Origin of the sequence: Nocardia brasiliensis, assembly GCF_011801125.1 — a bacterium.
Lineage (GTDB): Bacteria > Actinomycetota > Actinomycetes > Mycobacteriales > Mycobacteriaceae > Nocardia > Nocardia brasiliensis_C.
Window position 1 is genome coordinate 6,530,772 of the sequence record NZ_CP046171.1, and the last position, 15,835, is coordinate 6,546,606.

The 15,835-nt window shown below is 61.6% G+C and carries 18 protein-coding genes; 16 read left to right on the forward strand and 2 right to left on the reverse strand.

Annotation, left to right across the window (positions count from 1 at the left end):
- Positions 1-4 precede the first annotated feature (4 nt).
- The 8 genes from F5X71_RS29760 to F5X71_RS29795 all read left to right on the forward strand — a co-directional run bounded on the left by F5X71_RS29760 (position 5) and on the right by F5X71_RS29795 (position 4,395).
- Positions 5-1,006, forward strand: a complete 1,002-nt coding sequence (locus F5X71_RS29760) for a phage major capsid protein (protein WP_167464980.1) — start codon at positions 5-7, stop codon at positions 1,004-1,006.
- 191 nt (positions 1,007-1,197) lie between these two features.
- Positions 1,198-1,560 carry a Gp19/Gp15/Gp42 family protein gene (locus F5X71_RS29765; protein ID WP_238815547.1) on the forward strand — a complete coding sequence of 121 codons (363 nt, stop codon included), beginning with the start codon at positions 1,198-1,200 and terminating at the stop codon, positions 1,558-1,560.
- On the forward strand, positions 1,557-1,916 hold the full coding sequence (locus tag F5X71_RS29770) for a hypothetical protein (protein WP_167464982.1): 360 nt from the start codon (positions 1,557-1,559) through the stop codon (positions 1,914-1,916). The genes F5X71_RS29765 and F5X71_RS29770 overlap by 4 nt, the downstream gene beginning before the upstream one ends.
- Positions 1,916-2,245, forward strand: coding sequence for a DUF5403 family protein (locus tag F5X71_RS29775; RefSeq protein ID WP_203218232.1), 330 nt, complete (start codon positions 1,916-1,918; stop codon positions 2,243-2,245). Before F5X71_RS29770 ends, F5X71_RS29775 begins: the two co-directional genes overlap by 1 nt.
- Positions 2,242-2,661 (forward strand): hypothetical protein, encoded by a 420-nt coding sequence (locus tag F5X71_RS29780; protein WP_167464983.1) that lies wholly within the window; start codon positions 2,242-2,244, stop codon positions 2,659-2,661. Before F5X71_RS29775 ends, F5X71_RS29780 begins: the two co-directional genes overlap by 4 nt.
- 13 nt (positions 2,662-2,674) lie before the next feature.
- Complete coding sequence (locus F5X71_RS29785; RefSeq protein ID WP_167464984.1) at positions 2,675-3,562, forward strand: phage tail protein; 888 nt, start codon at positions 2,675-2,677, stop codon at positions 3,560-3,562.
- Positions 3,563-3,715: 153 nt separating this feature from the next.
- On the forward strand, positions 3,716-4,015 hold the full coding sequence (locus tag F5X71_RS29790; RefSeq protein ID WP_238815548.1) for a phage tail assembly protein: 300 nt from the start codon (positions 3,716-3,718) through the stop codon (positions 4,013-4,015).
- Entirely contained in the window at positions 3,967-4,395 is a 429-nt protein-coding gene (locus tag F5X71_RS29795; protein ID WP_167464986.1) for a D site-binding protein, read from the forward strand. The genes F5X71_RS29790 and F5X71_RS29795 overlap by 49 nt, the downstream gene beginning before the upstream one ends.
- A gap of 17 nt (positions 4,396-4,412) precedes the next feature.
- Here the strand turns inward: F5X71_RS29795 and F5X71_RS29800 are convergent, their stop codons facing one another.
- On the reverse strand, positions 4,413-5,630 hold the full coding sequence (locus F5X71_RS29800; protein ID WP_167464221.1) for an IS110 family transposase: 1,218 nt from the start codon (positions 5,628-5,630) through the stop codon (positions 4,413-4,415).
- Positions 5,631-5,851: 221 nt separating this feature from the next.
- Here F5X71_RS29800 and F5X71_RS29805 point away from each other — a divergent pair, with 221 nt between their 5' ends.
- Genes F5X71_RS29805 through F5X71_RS29840 form a run of 8 tightly spaced genes read left to right on the forward strand, consistent with a single transcriptional unit; the run spans position 5,852 to position 14,276 of the window.
- The gene (locus F5X71_RS29805; protein WP_167464987.1) at positions 5,852-9,139 is read left to right on the forward strand and encodes a hypothetical protein; all 3,288 of its coding nucleotides are present in this window, start codon (positions 5,852-5,854) and stop codon (positions 9,137-9,139) included.
- 30 nt (positions 9,140-9,169) lie between these two features.
- Complete coding sequence (locus tag F5X71_RS29810) at positions 9,170-10,054, forward strand: phage tail protein (protein ID WP_238815549.1); 885 nt, start codon at positions 9,170-9,172, stop codon at positions 10,052-10,054.
- Complete coding sequence (locus F5X71_RS29815) at positions 10,039-11,694, forward strand: phage tail protein (RefSeq protein ID WP_167464988.1); 1,656 nt, start codon at positions 10,039-10,041, stop codon at positions 11,692-11,694. Before F5X71_RS29810 ends, F5X71_RS29815 begins: the two co-directional genes overlap by 16 nt.
- Complete coding sequence (locus F5X71_RS29820; RefSeq protein WP_167464989.1) at positions 11,691-12,092, forward strand: phage gene 29 protein family protein; 402 nt, start codon at positions 11,691-11,693, stop codon at positions 12,090-12,092. Before F5X71_RS29815 ends, F5X71_RS29820 begins: the two co-directional genes overlap by 4 nt.
- 7 nt (positions 12,093-12,099) lie before the next feature.
- On the forward strand, positions 12,100-12,303 hold the full coding sequence (locus tag F5X71_RS29825; protein ID WP_167464990.1) for a hypothetical protein: 204 nt from the start codon (positions 12,100-12,102) through the stop codon (positions 12,301-12,303).
- On the forward strand, positions 12,300-12,668 hold the full coding sequence (locus F5X71_RS29830; RefSeq protein ID WP_167464991.1) for a hypothetical protein: 369 nt from the start codon (positions 12,300-12,302) through the stop codon (positions 12,666-12,668). Before F5X71_RS29825 ends, F5X71_RS29830 begins: the two co-directional genes overlap by 4 nt.
- A gap of 10 nt (positions 12,669-12,678) precedes the next feature.
- Positions 12,679-13,413: a hypothetical protein gene (locus F5X71_RS29835; RefSeq protein WP_167464992.1), complete on the forward strand. Its 735-nt coding sequence runs from the start codon at positions 12,679-12,681 to the stop codon at positions 13,411-13,413.
- A complete protein-coding gene (locus tag F5X71_RS29840) occupies positions 13,410-14,276 on the forward strand; it encodes a hypothetical protein (protein WP_167464993.1) in 867 nt (288 codons plus the stop codon). The genes F5X71_RS29835 and F5X71_RS29840 overlap by 4 nt, the downstream gene beginning before the upstream one ends.
- A gap of 119 nt (positions 14,277-14,395) precedes the next feature.
- On the opposite strand, the gene F5X71_RS29845 is transcribed toward F5X71_RS29840, so the two are convergent.
- Positions 14,396-15,826, reverse strand: coding sequence for a hypothetical protein (locus F5X71_RS29845; protein WP_167464994.1), 1,431 nt, complete (start codon positions 15,824-15,826; stop codon positions 14,396-14,398).
- Positions 15,827-15,835 lie beyond the last annotated feature (9 nt).

The following is a 15,835-nucleotide window of genomic DNA, read 5'->3' on the forward strand; positions in this document are numbered from 1 at the left end:
ACTTATGGCACAGATCAACGAACTTGCTCCGAATACTGCCACGAACCACCAGGGCCGGTTGGCGTATGTTCCGGATAATCTTCTGCCGAAGACTATTACCGGCCCCATTTTTCAGAAGGCACAGGAAAGCTCGCTCGCTCTGCGGCTCGGTACCCCTATTCCGGTGACGTTCGGCGAGACCGTTATTCCGGTCACCACCAAGCGGCCCGAAGTCGGCCAGGTCGGCACAGGCACCACCAACGCCCAACGAGAGGGCGGTGTGAAGCCGCTCTCGGGTACCGCCTGGTCGAGCAAGAGCTTCCAGCCGATCAAGATCGCGACCATCGTCACCTTCTCCGAAGAGTTCGCCAAGACCAACCCGCAGGGCTTCTACGACCAGATCCGCACCGATCTGGCGTTCGCGATCGGCCGCGGTATCGACCTGGCCGTGTTCTGGGGCAAGCAGCCGTTGACCGGTGGTGCTCTGCTGGGGATCGACGCGTCCAACGTGATCGGCAACACCACGAACGCGGTGAACTTCCCTGACACCACAACCACTTCGGTTTTCGATGACCTGCTCGCGGGCTACGACCTGGTCAGCGCGAACCCTGATTTCGAGTTCAACGGCTGGGCGGTCGATCCGCGGTTCAAGAGCACTCTGATTCGCGAAGCCGCGGCCCGCGACATCACCGGCAAGACCTTGAATGTTTCCGATGTCAACCTTGCCGCTGGCGTCGGTGACATCCTGGGCTACTCGGCGCACTACGGGCGCGCGGTATCCGGTCAGTTGGGCGCGGCCCCGGATACCGGTATCCGGGTGATCGGCGGTGATTTCTCCCAGCTGCGAATCGGTTTCGCTGACTCGATCCGCTACAAGTTCACCGACACCGCCACTTTGAGCGATGGCACCAACACGGTGTCGCTGTGGCAGACCAACCAGGCCGCCTTGCTCGTCGAGGTGACCTTCGGCTGGGTCCTCGGTGATCAGAAGGCATTCGTCAAGTTCAACAACGTCAAGACGCCGTAATCAGCTGGGAGAGGCGAGATTTTCGCCTCTCCCTCCGGACCGAAAGCGAGACATGAAGCTCATTCACCCTTTCGGCACCGTGGTCGACGTCGATGACGAGTACGGCGCGGTGCTGCTCAAATCTGGCTACAAGGCGGTAGACGATGGCGCGAGCCGTTCCGGCGGACGTAGCAAAACGCCTCGGAAGACCGTTGACCGAGGACGAGACGACCCAAGCGGCGACGCTGCTAGCTGATGCCGAACTACTGATACGGGCACGGATCAAGAACCTCGACGACCTGATCGGCGCGGCCAAACTCGACGCCGATCTCGTGGTGATGGTCGAAGCCAACGCCGTGATGCGGGTCATCCGCAATCCCGAGGGCCTGACCGGCGAGGTCGACGGTTCGTACTCGTATCAATTGAACTGGAAAGAAGCCACCGGCCGGCTCGAGATCATGGACTACGAATGGTCACTGCTCGGGGTGACCGAGCGTGTCTTCCTCATACATCCACGGTTGCCGTGGCCGCCGATCGGAGCACGGCCAGAGCCTGAGTTCTGGTGGGACGCATGAGCCTGCTGGACAAGGCAAATGAGTCGGTGGTGGTGTACCCGGAAGAGGTCGTGACCGACGCGGACGGCAACGTACGGACCCGGCCGGCCAAACTCGGATTTCCGGCGAAGGCAACGATTCGCGCCGTCGCGCAGTCCGGGACCAGCGCGCGACGCACCGAGCAGGACAACGAGGGATACGAGTCCGAGCAGTTGTATCGGATTCGCTTCGTGCGGGGGTTCAACCACGGTGCGCCGCTGGGCGCACAGTCCCAGATCGAATGGAACGGCACACGCTGGGCACTGTTCGGCGACGCGGTTCGGTTCAACGGATCAAGGCGCACAGCGCATTTCGACTATTTGATCAGGAGGTTCTGATGGGCATCGCCATGTCCGACGAGCAACTGAACAAGCTCGTCGCGAACCTCCCCGGCGTCGTTAAAGCTGTTGCTGATCAAGCGAAGTCGGTCGCCGAGATCGCCAGGGCAAAGCTCGCGGCGCATCGCCATGACGGTCACGCCGAGGTGACCGTCACTCACGGCGATGTCGACAGTTTCGTCAACCTGATCGACCGCAAGGGTAAGCAAAATGCCGCTGCGGCAATCGAATTCGGTCATGTGTCGAAGAACGGTAAGCACACCCCCGGCCTGTACATCATCACCGGCGCGGCCGGTCTGCCGCGGAGACTTCCAAAGAAGGCACGATGACGCGCCGGATGCCTCGTGTCCAGGCCGTTGCTCTGCCGATCCTGCGAGCTGCGCTGCCGGACACGGTCAAGGTGGGCAGTTGGGTCGAAGACCTCGACCACAGGGCTTTTCCTATGGTCAACGTTCGATCTCTGGGCGGTTTCCGCAACCTCCAACGCCCCGAAGACCTGTCGCTGCCGGTGATCGAGATGACCGCTTACACCGTCGACGGCTTGGTCGAAACCGAAAACCTCTATCAGGACGCGCTTTCCGCCCTCTACGACGCGGCGAAGCGGCAAGTACTCACCGAGCACGGCTATCTGAATTCCGTGTTCGAAACCATGGGCGCAACCCAGTTCAGCAGTTTGTACATGGACAGCTGGCGTGTCCAGGGGTTGATCCGGCTCGGCCTTCGGCCGCCGCGCACATCTGCTTAGGAGTTCTATTTCTATGGCGTTGAACGACAATGCCGTCATCACACCCGGCGCGGGCTACATCTACGTCGCCGCACCCGGCACCCTTCCGCCCACCCCAGCCGCGCTCAAGACACTGGACCCACTGACCTTCGGCGCACAGGCTCAGACGCTCACGATGACCGGCGGCGCGACCAGCGGCAAGTTCACGGCGAAGGCTGCGCCCACCGATACCGCGGTCGATATCCCCTGGGATGCCAGCGGCCCGAAGATCGCCGAGTTGCTGGGCACTCTGCCCAGTATCGGCGCGGGCAATGTGATCTACGTTTCCGGTGGCCCGATCAACACGACCCCCGTCGTGTTCGTCCTGGCCGGCCGTCTCCAGGGCAAGGCGCTCACACTCACTCTGTCCTCTACCGGCCTGGTCGGTGGCACCAACCCGGCGGTGGCTGCGGCGGTGACGACCGCCCCCAACGGCTGGAACATCATCGGCCACACCAGCTTGGAGAACCTGCCCGAGATGGCCTACGAGGGCGGCGACACCGAGACCAAGGGCACCTGGCAGAAGAAGGCGCTGCGCGAAGTCGAGAAGGAAGCGATCTCCGACCACATGGTGATGCAGCTCCAGCAGTTCGACACCTCGGGCCTGAAGCTGTACTACGGCAAGAACAACTCCACCGTGGCCGGTGTGTTCGGCGTCAAGGGCGGCAGTGCCCCCGTCAACGAAAAGGCCATTCTCACAGTCATTGTCGACGGTGACGTACGGCTCGGACACTACGTGCCACGAGCGAACGTGAGACGAGACGAAGCCATCAAGCTCTCCGGTGAGGACTTCGCGACCCTTCCGGTGCGTGCGACCTTCCTTCAACTCGGCAACCAGGATCTCTACTCCTGGATCAACGAGGACTTGTTTCCCGCCGAATAAGGCTCGGGGGGTGCGGTTTTCCTGGCGGGCCTCCGCACCCTTCGCCTGCTCTGCCCGCCACCTCTTCTTTCGATTCACGCTGAAAGGCTCGCCATGGGTAATGTTTTCACGCTCGATTCGCTCCGCGAGGAGATCGAAAAAGAGTTCGCGCCGGTGTCCATCCCGCTCTCGGACGGCTCGGCGGTAGTTCTGCGGAACTTGCTGCGCCTGGACAAGAAAGTGCGCGACAAGGCCATGGTCCACATGAAGGCAATGAAGGTCGATCCCGACGACGAGGACGCCGACCTGGAGCCGGTCATGGACCACATGCGCGAAGTGATCAAGCTCGCCGCCGAATCCGGCGGTGTGAAGCTGATCCGAGAGATCGGCGACGACGAGCTGCTGTTGCAGCGGGTGTTTCAGCGGTGGATGGAGTCCACCCAGCCGGGGGAAGCGCAGAACTCGCCGGCCTGATCGACAGGTACGGCGAGGAACTTCTAGCCGACTTCCAGCACCACTACCACCTCGATCTCGCCGATGTATTGCGTCCGGGCTCGGGGCTCACTCCCCGGCGGGCTCTGGTTCTGATCGCTCATCTGCCCCACGATGCCGCCTTCGTCGCGGCGTGGCGCGGCGGCCCGCACTACCGCGGATGGGACGAAGACCGCTATCTGGCGGTCGCTCAGGTCAACGCGGTCCGCGAACTGTCCTACCTCTATCTCTCCGCTCACGCGAAGCGCCGTCCTGCGCCGCCTGAGCCCATTCCGACGCCGGATTCCGAGACCCGGCGCCATTCGAAACCCAATGAGTTCGCCGAGCTGATGCGCCGCGCCAAGGCTGCCAGCTCCGGTTAGGAGTTTCAATGACCGTGTCAAGCCGCAGCAGTGATCGGGGTCGGCGCCTCGGCGGTGAAGGTGCGGTTGTCGCGGATCAAGGCCCATACGAGGTCGACCAAGCGTCGAGCCAGTGCGATCAAGGCTTGGGTGTGGATTTTGCCTTCGGATCGTTTGCGCTGATAGAAGATGCGCGATGGGCCGTCGGGACGTCTGATGCTGGAAAGAGCGGCCAGGTAGAACACCCGGCGCAGGCCGCGGTGGTAGCGGATGGGTCGGTGCAGGTTGCCGCGTACGCGGCCGGAATCGCGGGGCACCGGCGCCAACCCGGCGTAAGCGGCGAGCCGGGCCGAGGTGCCGAACGCGGTGATCATGTCGCCGCCGGTATCGGCGATGAGCTGGGCGCCCAGGATCGGACCGAACCCGTCGATGCTGGTGATCGACTCGGCGGCGGGGTGGTCGGCGAATCGGCCGGTGAGCTGCTTGTCGAGGTCTTTGATCTCGCGGTCCAGGTCCAGCAGTTGACGGGCCAGCCGCGTGATCAGCGGCGCGGTGACGGCCTCGGCGGGCACCGCGAGGGTCTGCGTGCGGGCCGCACCCAGCGCCGTATCCGCCATCCCCGCAATGCCTTTGGTCCATGCGCCGTGGGCATGGAGGTACTCGGCCACTCCTGTGGCGCCGGCGGTGCGTATCGCTTCGGGGGTACAGAAACCGGTGAGCAGGATCAGCGGCGAGCGAGCGGTGTAGTCGAAGGCGGCTTCCAGTGCAGGAAAGATCGATGTCAGCAACTCACGCAGCCGGTTGACCCCGCGCACCCAGTCGGCCATCAGGTCCTCGCGCCGCGCGGTCAGGACTTGCAGATCGGTCACGACGACATCCGGATTGGTGATCGGGGTGAGATCGCTACGCAGACGCGCTGTTTCAGCGATCGTGCGCGCATCACGCGCATCGGTCTTGGCCTCGCCGGGAAACGCATCGGCCATCCGGTTGACCACCCGACCGGGCACATACAGCACCGGCTGACCGGTCCCGGTCAACAACATCAGCAACAGCCCGGCCACCCCGGAGGTCATGTCCACGGCCCACACCACATCGGCGGAGACCTTCGCGACCCGGGCGATCAACTGCTCGATCTTGATCTGGGTGTTGGGAACCTTCTGCGAGAACACCACCTTGCCCGCAGGGTCGACCACACACGCGTGATGGGCGGCCTTGCCGACATCGATTCCCACCCAAACTTTTTCACGCACCGCCACGCGGTTCGTCCTCTCCCACGCCTACAACCCCGAAGACGACCCGCCAGCAGCTCCATAAACAGCGACAACCCGCAGATTTCAATCAGCAGCCAGGGCGTCCAGAACGGCGAGGCGGCTACTCCTTCGGAACCACCAAACGGCAAGAACCCATCAGCCACACCCCGTCGTCCCGGGCATCCAGAACCTCGTGTCCTGAACACCTACAACCTTATGGAGTACCCATGGCCGGGCCGGGAGGCACAGAAGTCGACCGGATCGCGGTCCGCGTCGTACCCAACACCGAGGGCTTCCGCAAGAGTCTGGACCGGTTCATCGAACGGATGGAGCGGGCCCTTCGTATCCGTGTCCGCGTCGTACCTGATACCCGCGACTTCGAGGACGCGGTACGCCGCACTCGGCAACGGCCGGCCAGGGTTCCGGTCGAGCCGGACTTCGATCGCGAGTTCATGACGCGAATGCGGCGTGAGCTGGCCCAAGCCGCTCGCGCTGCCGGTGCTCGCATACCCCTGACCCCCGATGGCGATGTGCTGCGCCGCGAGCTGCATCGGCTTATCAGTGATGCCGAAGGTTCCACGCGGGTTCGCTTCGGAGCCGACATGGACCCCGAGGCGATGGCTCGGCTGCGCCGCGACATCGAAGACCAGATCGAAAGCGTCCGGCGATACGGACGGGAGTGGGACGACGCTGCACGCCGGGTCGACCGGCACCGTGACACCGTCGAGCGCGCGGGCCGCGGCATCGACAATTCGATCTCGAACAGCTTCAACACCACGATCACCAAGATTCGGCGCGGATTCTTCACCCTGGGCCGAATCCTGTTGCTGGTAGCGGCGATTGCTTCGCCCGGTCTGGGCTTGATCGTCGGATTGCTCGCCTCGATTCCGGCACTCGTGTCGGCCGCTGGCATCGCGTTCGCCGCGGTCGCGCTCGGCATGGACGGCATCAAGCGCTCCGCCGAGCAGCTACGCCCGGAAGTCGATGCGCTGAAAGCGTCGTTGTCGCGCGAGTGGGAGAACCGGCTAACCCCAATCTTCCAGCAGTTGAAGGACTCTCGGATCTTCGCCACCCTTGATGAAGGCTTGCGGAAGACCGTCAACGGCCTTTCCGACATCGTGCAGGGCTTCACCGATGTCGTGACCTCCGCGCGCGGAATATCGCAGCTGCAAACGGTTTTGGGTAAGACGGGTGAGTTCTTCAGTCAGCTGAAGGGCTTCACCGTCGATATGACGTCGGCGTTTCTGACGATGACCGAGTCAGGCGCGAACAATTTCGGGAAACTTTCGGCGTCGCTCAATAGATTTGGTCAGGATTTCAATGCGCTGATTCAGCGGCTGACCACTGACGGCACGTTCGATCGAATGTTCACCGGACTGTCGCAGACATTCGACGGCCTGGTCGTTCTGTTCGATAAATTGTTCGATGCCGGCGCGCGGGCCATGGGATCACTTGGAGAGCCGATCGGCCGATTTCTGGCCTCCTTCGGTGACTTTTTCCTGCGGACCGAGCCGCTGTTTTCGTCTTTCGCGGCGAATCTGTTGAATATCGGCTCTCAGATATTTGCCTCCTTGGGGCCGATACTTGAGAAGCTGGCTCCGTCCTTGACCAAGCTGATGGATTTGATCGGAAATGGCCTGGTCGAAGCGATCCGGATTTTCGGTCAGTTTCTCGACCCGATCGCCGTCAGTTTGAATTCCGCGTTGCTGCCCGCTTTCAAGGCGCTCGAACCGAGCTTGCCGAAACTCACGCAGTCGTTTAGCGATATAGCCGTATCGCTGGGAAATGGTTTCGCTCAAGCGATAGATGCTATAGCGCCGTCCTTACCCGTATTGGTCTCCGAGCTCGCGCAATTGGCCGTTATTTTCGCCGACGGGCTGGCGCAGGCGCTTCCGCAGCTCACACCGCTTTTTGTTCAGCTGGTGAAGGTTTTTGCTGATTTTCTGGTCAAGCTCGAACCGCTGATACCTAAATTGGTCGAGTTCGCCGAAGTATGGGTGAGCGAGATGGTCGAGTTGCTTCCGCAGCTGACGCCTCTTTTTGAGCGTTTGATTACCGAAGTCCTGCCCAAATTGCTGGATATCGTGATTGCGATCCTTCCGTACGCGATTCAGTTCCTCGACTGGTTCATCCGAGCGCTTCCACATATCGAGGCGTTCGCGAGCCGGATTCTCGACGTCGCGGTACCCGCTATCCAATTTTTGCTCGGTGTCGTATCTACCGTTTTCGATCTGATCAAGGCGATTGTAGGGACCGCGCTCGATGCGATCGTGACCACGATCCGCACGTGGAAGGCGATAGTCACCGGCGATTGGGAATCGGCATGGAATCAGATGACCGGTTTCCTTGAGCGGACGCTTTCACGATGGCTGACGTTCTTGATGGATGCCGCAGACACTTTCACGAATTGGTTCCGCGACCTTCCACAGAAGGCGAAGGATTCCCTAGGAGACCTGGGAAGCTATCTGATCGACTCCGGTAAGGCATTGCTGCGCGGATTCGTGACGGGTATAACCCTCGTGATTCCCGAGATGCTGGCGACCGTCCGCAATGCGCTCGGCGCGCTACGAGATCTGTTCCCGTTCAGTCCGGCAAAGGAAGGCCCTTTCTCCGGTCAGGGCTGGGTGCTCTATTCCGGTGAATCTGTCGGTGAGGCATTCGCCGAAGGCATGACATCGCAACAGCAGAAGATCGTCGACGCTGCGAAGCGGATGATGCAGGCCGCGAGGGAAATCTTCGGCGATACCGGCCAGCTCGGGTTGATCATCATGGTCGGTGCGGTTGATGACGCAGGCAAGAAGATCTCCGAGACTGCCAAGCAGACCCGGCAGAACACCAACAATGCTCTCACCGCGTCGTCTCCGAAACTGGACGACAAGTCCAAGCGTGAGATCAAGGATCTCGAATTGGAAGCCGACCGGCTCCGAATTCGCATCAAGGAACTTCGCCAGCAAGCCGATCAGGAGCCGGACAAGCAGCGCGCGAAGCAATTGAAGGACGAGGCCAAAGCGCTTCAGCTTCAAGTCGATCAGCTTCGGCTGAAGGCCAAGGAATTGAAGAACAGTCCCGCTGACTTCGGCCTGAACGTTCCGGCAGTCGAGAAGAAGACCGAAGAAGCGATGTCGGCCGTCGACGCGGCATCGGCGCAGATGAAGCCCAAGGGCAAGCAACTCGCGCTCGACCTCAACGCGGGAGTCGAAGACGGTCTCACCGTGCTTCAGAAGACCTTGCGTGCTGCCGCCAACCAAATCGGTGAGGCATTCGGTTTCGAAGATATCGGCGGCAAGTGGGACAAGGCTGCCGAGAAGGCGAAGTTTAACGACATTCCCAAGAACTTCATGGAAGCCACCGGGAAGCAATTCATGTCCGACCTCGGAATCTCCGGGTCTGGTTTCCTGCCGCAACTATTAGAGCGGGGAGCAAAGATCGTGTACAACGTCTCCTCCGTTCAGGAGGTGAACGCGATGGAACGCAATCGGCAGACCCGAGAGAAGGCCCAGTATCTCGGGAGATAAACGATCGAAACAGTAGTCGAGCTGGAGGGCGTGAACGGGCAACTGTTCACCCTCGCCGGCCCCGACGCCGGGGATAAAGGCGTTTACCTCGGAACATCATTGGACGGCATTTACGACCCACCCGTGAAGACGGTGTGGGAAGAACCCGCGAACCTCCCCGGTGCCCGGTATTTGGCGCACAAGATCATGCGCCGAGACATTGTCTTCGGCGTCGAAATCTTCAACGATCCCGAACCAGGCCGAACCTGGCTGGATCGCGATTCGGAATGGCGCAAAGCCTGGTCGTTCGAACGGGATTGCAAATTGTGGGTCACCACCGACTCGGGCCGGCGGTACCTCCTGGTCCGGCTCGGGGAGTCCCCGTTGGTCGATATGTCGACCGATCCGACGCTGAATTCTCTGAACCTCACGCTGATGACGGTCATCGCGGGTGACCCGTTCTGGTACGGCGAAGAGGTCGTTCACGAATGGACCCTCGACCGGGATCTGAAGAACGTCCCGCTGGTCAAGGACGGCGATATCAACCCGGCTGCGGTGACTCATGAATTCGACATCGCGGAGCTGAATCCCACCGATCAACCGCTGTGGCCGATGTGGGTTGTGTCGGCCCCGAGCCGTGTTGTCCTGCCTGACTTCTCGTGGCTCGACGACGATTTCGCGCAGCGCCGCGTCGTGATGCCGTCCCTGGTAGAGGGCGAAGACATCGTCGTCGACGTCGACCCTCGTTCTCCGCAGATCGTGTCGTGGTCGGGCTCTCAGGTGTGGGCGCGGATGGCCGGGGTGCGGTTCCGCCATCCCATCTCGCCCTACACCCGCGCAGCGAAACTGCCGGTCACCGTCGCCCAGGCCCCGGCCGGCGCGAAGGTCCAGCTGCGCCTCAAACGGCCCTGGAGCCGTCCGTGGGGGCTGTGGTGAGATCCACCGTCGTCGACCTCGACGAGGTCTACCGCAAGATCCAGGAACGCAAAGCCCAGTGGGTGAAGGATCGGCTTCGCAAGGCGCTGATCCGCATCTGGGACGGCGATATGCGCCTGTTCGGAGAAGTTGTCGGCGAGCTGGCGCACGGCTTCACCTTCGTCGAGAACAGCACCGGCACCGCATACCTTCGGCTGTCACTGTCGCATTACATCGCGAAATGGATCATCAACCACCGCGGCCGGGACAAAAAGAACGTCATAGTGACGTTCGATAAGCAGGGCGCGAGATGGTCCGGCGCCATGGATAACTACAAAGTTGTCAAAGAAAAGAACGGCCGGGCATATCTGGAAATTTCATTCCTGCATGACCTGGAGCATTTGCGCCACCTGATCGTATTCAGTAACCCTTGGCTCCCGCCCGAACTGCAATTTCCGAAGATTTGGGCAATTTTTGGCCCCTCCCGCTGGAGCCTTTCCGTCACCCTACTGTTCGCAATTATGCGGAAAGAGCAATCATGGTGGCAGCTGCCCGACGATCCGCTCGATCCGTCCAAATGGGGAAGCTTCGATCAGTCGAACTGGTCGATGGTCGTCAAACCGTTCTCCATCCTCAACGACCGATCTGTATTCGCACTAGTGTTCTCGCGGTTCAAACCGTTCTATGACGTCGCGAAGCGAATTCTGGAAGACGGGCAGCTTCACATCGAGGCGCGTCGTTACCTGCCCGGAGACCCACCTCCATGGCCCGGTGCACGACTGAAGCCTGGATGTCTCGTCTTTTCCATTGAGGACAAGTCGGCCTGGACGAACGGCACAAGCTTCGACGGCAATCTCATCACTGGCCTGGCCCGCATGGTGACCAACATCGGGTCAAATGGCCTCACCGAAAGCCGGGACCTGATCGCGAACCCTAACTTCCCGGATGAATACTACGATCCAGCATTCCGTGGGACTATGGCCCAAGCACCATGGGTCGTATTCGAAGAATCGCCGTATACCGGCATCGAGTCCTCAGAGTTCATATATTACGAGGCGACCGATACCAAGGTGGTCATCGGCGGCCATTCCGCACCAGGCGTGAATGAGGCGCTGGGAGCCACAATTATTGCGGTAGCCGGGTTCCTGGGCTCCCTAATCCTGCAAGCCGAGATCGGCCCGGCGGTCGAGATGATATTGCGGCCCCTATATACCGATGTGGTCGGCGCGTTTCAATCGTGGCAAGACGTTCCCCGTGCCCAAGAGTTGGGGTGGACCCATTATTACGAGCGGTGGGGCTCGGGGAATGGCGACCGCGCATATACCTTGGCCGCCCTGCTGGCGCTCCGAGCCGGGCTCTGGTCGTCCAGGCGTCGGACGGCCCATACCGTTCGGATCGCCGATTCGGTGCCGTATCGGCTTGGCGACCAAGGCCAGGGTGACTTCTGGCTAGGAGATCGCGTCGGGACGACGGTTCTCGGCATGCCGGAGAACCTGGTGTTCGTCGAACGGGTCACCAAGATCTCCTACGAGTACACCTCAGACGGCCCATCCGGCTGGCAAATCGACATCGGGCACCGCGAACCCGAGGACCCGATGATGGCCGCTTTCGAACAGATGCGTGAAATCTTGTCCGCCCTACAGCAATTGGGGGTTGTGTGACCGTCGGTATCCCGACACAGGAGAACTCTGACCCGGACAATCCGGAAGAACATCTGCTCTGGGGGCTGATCCATCTCCCCAACGTCGGCGGAGCACCGATGGTGACCCACCCCGATATCCTCCGCGCTTGGTCGAAACACCTGTACGACTTGGGTTTTCGGCATCATCCCGAACTACAGACGCGCAAGTTCCAGCGGCCGGCCGCCGGGCCGCAGTCGCACTGGAACCCAGCGTCCGCGTGGGTGCCACTCGACACCCCCGAGCCGCAGAAGCGGACGCTTCCCAGCATCGAGTCACTGACTGCCGCGGAGAACGCGGCGATGATCGCCCAATACCGGGCGGCCGGAATGATTCCCGATCCGACTCCGGAGCGGGACAAGGCATTTGAATTGAATTGAGGTTGGAATGACTGAAACTGCTACTCGCGTCCCCGAACCCGCACTGATCCGCGGCTTCCTGGTGGCGCTGTCGGCGATCGTCGCCGTCGTTGTCGGCAAGAACGTCGACGTGGCCTGGATCGACCTGGCGACCCAGGCGTACACGCTGGTGTCGCCTCTGATCGCGGGCTTGTGGATTCGGCCGGCGGTCGCTCCTTTCAAGAAGGCGTGACACCGGGGGAAATCCTCGAAACGGTCGCAACCGTCATCGGCTCCGGCACAGCCGGAGCCGGTGTCACGGCCTGGTTCAACCGCAGACACACAAGGGCCGTTGCGGACAGAGCAGAAGCCGAAGGCGCAATGGTGGACGCGGAAGCGGCGCGGATCATCGCCGACACGGCCGTGGTTCTCGTCGCGCCTCTGCGGACTCAGGTAGAAGCGCTCACCTCGCGCGTGGCGGTCCTCGAATCGGAGAACCAAGCCACCAAATCGCTGCTGAAGATCGCGCTCGACCACATCGAGGAACTGCACGAATGGATCAGGGACAACGTCCCCGGCCGACGCCCGCCGCGTCGCCCTTCCTCGCTCCCCCGATAGGAACTGTCACGTGACAACACCTGGCGCTACTCCGCCGGATGGTGCCTACGTCGTCGGTGCGAAGTACTCCCGAGACATCACCACAGAATCCGCCATGCAGATGATCACCGGCGGCGCGCGGATCAAATACAACGCCGCCGCAGGCGAGTTCGGCGGAATCAAAGACAACCTGGCGCAACTCTCCGACGCCGTCCGTGACGGCCAAGCCGACATGGGCAACCGCCTGGGCCTACTCGAATCGGTCTCCGGGTATCAATCGCTGTTCATGGGGAACACCTGGGATGTCCTGGGCGGCAAGTGGGTAACGCTTCCCTTCGACGAACAGCTCGGCCCGAACAAGGGGGCCGAGAAGTTCTTGAACGGAATCCGCTTCACGTCGAAAGGATTGTGGCGCAGCGACGCTCACGTGACGTTCGCGCCCGCGCCGGCCGAGTGGGGCGGTGGCGCGACTCCGGCCGCGGTACTCGTCGAGGTTAAGTCGGTCGGCGACAACAAGACGTTCACCGCACACGAGTACGACATCGTGATTACTCAACTCGGCGCGGAGACAGCCGCTTTCAGCCATACGTTCGTCATCCCGACCGACAACGCCTACTACGTCACGGTCTCGGTCTACCACCCCAAGAACTCGGCCACCCTCTACGGCGGGACGCTGCGCTCCGCGTTGAGCGTCAACCGCTGGGACCTCGGCACCGACAACGCCGTCGTGAAGCCGACCGTGCCCAACGGAGGCACCCTCGGATGACAACCCCGAATCTCCCCGCCCCCGACAGCGCCTACGTCGTCGGCGAGAAGTTCGCCCGCGAACACACGGCCGCGACCGTCAAGGACACGATCGCCAACCCCGCCCGTGCTGGGCTCGATAAGGCGGTCGACGGATGGGGACAGTTCCGGCGCAAGCAGGCCGTCACGTGGGCCGATCACTTCGACGGCCAGACCTCCCTACGCAACCGTGCCGATCTGATCAAGGCAGCATCCGGTCACTGCTCGGCGTTCATGGGTTACAACTGGGACGTGCCACCGTCGAAATGGGTTGTGGCGCCATTCGATACCGCGCTCGGCCCGACGAAACGCGCCGTGGTCGACCCGGCCACCAACGGAATCGTCCTGAAAGCCGGTGGGCTGTGGCGGGTGGATGTCCACGCCACCATGTCTGGCTACACGATGAACCAGACGATCATTCCCATCATCTCGCCGCCGTACTTCACCGTCGTCACTACCTATAACCCGATTCTGCCGCAGTACAACATCGAGATCGTCAACGCGGACGGCACCCTGTACACGGCCCGGCGGTTCCACGCGGTGGCCAACATGTCGTTCGAGCAATCCGGGCTCGGCGGCGTGAACTATCCCCAGTCGTCCGCGTTCTCGCACACGTTCGTACTCGACAACATGCCGACCGAAGACGACCCTGCGGCACCGAACCACTGGAAGACGGTCCGGCTGGGGATCGCCTACACCCCGGTCAACAACGGCACCTTCAACTCCGCCTACTGCTCGATCCGCGGCGGCACCCGACTGTCGTCGATGATCGCTTCCCGCTGGGCACGCAACGTGGAGAACATCAACTACCGCCCGGAGGTTCCGGCCGGCGGAACCCTCGGATAGACGATTGCCCCTGGCAGCCCTTCGCGCTGTCAGGGGTTCGCCATCTGCGGACTCCGCCAACTCCGACGTCAGTAACAGAAAGACCCGCAGACCCTCGGGCGGGCTGACACCCGAAGCCCTCACCGGTCGCGAGAAATCCCGCGCGACTGTCCATGTCCGTCTCGACCAAGCCCCTGCACCTGCGGAGCCGTGCCGGGCCGCTCCCGCACCGCCGCGTGAGGGTCTGTCGCCTGACCCAGCCACAGGGCGCGCTCCGCGTCCGTGAGTCGTCCCTGTTCCTGGAGTCGTTCGCAGGCTGCCTGCCTAGCCGCGTCTTGCGCCCGTGCAGCCTCCCGCTGGGCGGCCCGTTCCTGATCGCGTTGGCGCTCCGCTGCTGCCTCACGGTCGGCGTGGTCGCGGGTCTGGTCGCCTCGCTCCACGATCGCACCGAGGGTATTGATCCCTTGAACGATCTCGTGGCGGTTGTCCTCTCGGATCTGCTCTAGGCGTGGCTCAATCGCTTGTACTTCTTCCTGGGTATGGCCAGAGACCAGAAAATCGTTCCGTGCCTGTACTAGCTCGGCTTCTCGGATCGCTTCGAGGTTGCGGCTCAGGTCGGTGTGGGCTTCACGCACGTTTTCGACTGCGACGGCTTCTCCCTTGTCCCATGCCGAATTGATCTCACGCGCCTGTTCTTCTATACCCTGGGCAAGTTCGGCGTTCATGACTTTTATCTGCTCGCGAGTTTCGGCCGTCTTCGCCAACTCCCGATCGCGGTCTTGTTCGTGCTGTCGCGTCTCGCGTTCCTCGCGTGCAATCCGCTCGGCGTTCTCTCGCACTCCACGAGCTATGGACTGGTCGTCCGAAATTGTCCTCGTGAAGAATCCGGGAACGGGGGCCTCTCTGGAGATTGATCTTGCGGCTTGCTCGGCCGCAATTGCCATGCGTTCTCTTTCGGCCCGAGCCTGTTCGATCTTCCGGATGTTCTCTAGACGTTGTCGAGCGCGTTCTTTTCGCTCCCGAGCCTTGGCTATCTCTGCGATCTGCTCGCGGCGATTCTCTAACGCCTTGGCCTTACCCTCACGTGCCTTTTCCCTAACGCCGGATAGTTCGAGCTGTTGTGCGTTTTTCTCGCGATCAAGCCCTTTCGCGAACACGTCACGCGCCTGCGCCCGTGATATCTCGACGTGAATCACTCTGGCACCGAATTCATTGCGTAACTCGTTTAGACGCCTCTCGTAAGCCGCTGACATTTTCTCACCGGCGACAGTCCGAATGGTAAGCGTCTCAATCTCACGTGTCGCGAGAAGTTCGCGGTCTTTCTTCAACTCACGAATATCGTTCTTACTGCCAGTCTGGCCTGACTTGTCATCGATGGCATGGACCTTGCCCAGAGCGTCAGTCCTGGCCTTGTCGTAGTATCTCTGGCCGTGCAGCGTCGAATATGGGTCCGGATGGCTGACATACCCTTTTTCTCGGTCATGAAAGACCGCTTCGGTGCCGTTCTCGAAGATTCTTCCACGTTCGGGCGGATTGAAGTTCTCTCGAATCTTGTCGTATTCATCAGGCATGCCAGCTTC

Excerpts from the sequence above, each read along its gene's own strand:
- F5X71_RS29785 (WP_167464984.1), top strand. The coding sequence starts at position 2,675 with ATGGCGTTGAACGACAATGCCGTCATCACACCCGGCGCGGGCTACATC.
- F5X71_RS29825 (WP_167464990.1), top strand. The coding sequence starts at position 12,100 with ATGACTGAAACTGCTACTCGCGTCCCCGAACCCGCACTGATCCGCGGC.
- F5X71_RS29775 (WP_203218232.1), top strand. The coding sequence starts at position 1,916 with ATGGGCATCGCCATGTCCGACGAGCAACTGAACAAGCTCGTCGCGAAC.
- F5X71_RS29770 (WP_167464982.1), top strand. The coding sequence starts at position 1,557 with ATGAGCCTGCTGGACAAGGCAAATGAGTCGGTGGTGGTGTACCCGGAA.
- F5X71_RS29845 (WP_167464994.1), bottom strand. The coding sequence starts at position 15,826 with ATGCCTGATGAATACGACAAGATTCGAGAGAACTTCAATCCGCCCGAA.
- F5X71_RS29780 (WP_167464983.1), top strand. The coding sequence starts at position 2,242 with ATGACGCGCCGGATGCCTCGTGTCCAGGCCGTTGCTCTGCCGATCCTG.
- F5X71_RS29805 (WP_167464987.1), top strand. The coding sequence starts at position 5,852 with ATGGCCGGGCCGGGAGGCACAGAAGTCGACCGGATCGCGGTCCGCGTC.
- F5X71_RS29760 (WP_167464980.1), top strand. The coding sequence starts at position 5 with ATGGCACAGATCAACGAACTTGCTCCGAATACTGCCACGAACCACCAG.
- F5X71_RS29840 (WP_167464993.1), top strand. The coding sequence starts at position 13,410 with ATGACAACCCCGAATCTCCCCGCCCCCGACAGCGCCTACGTCGTCGGC.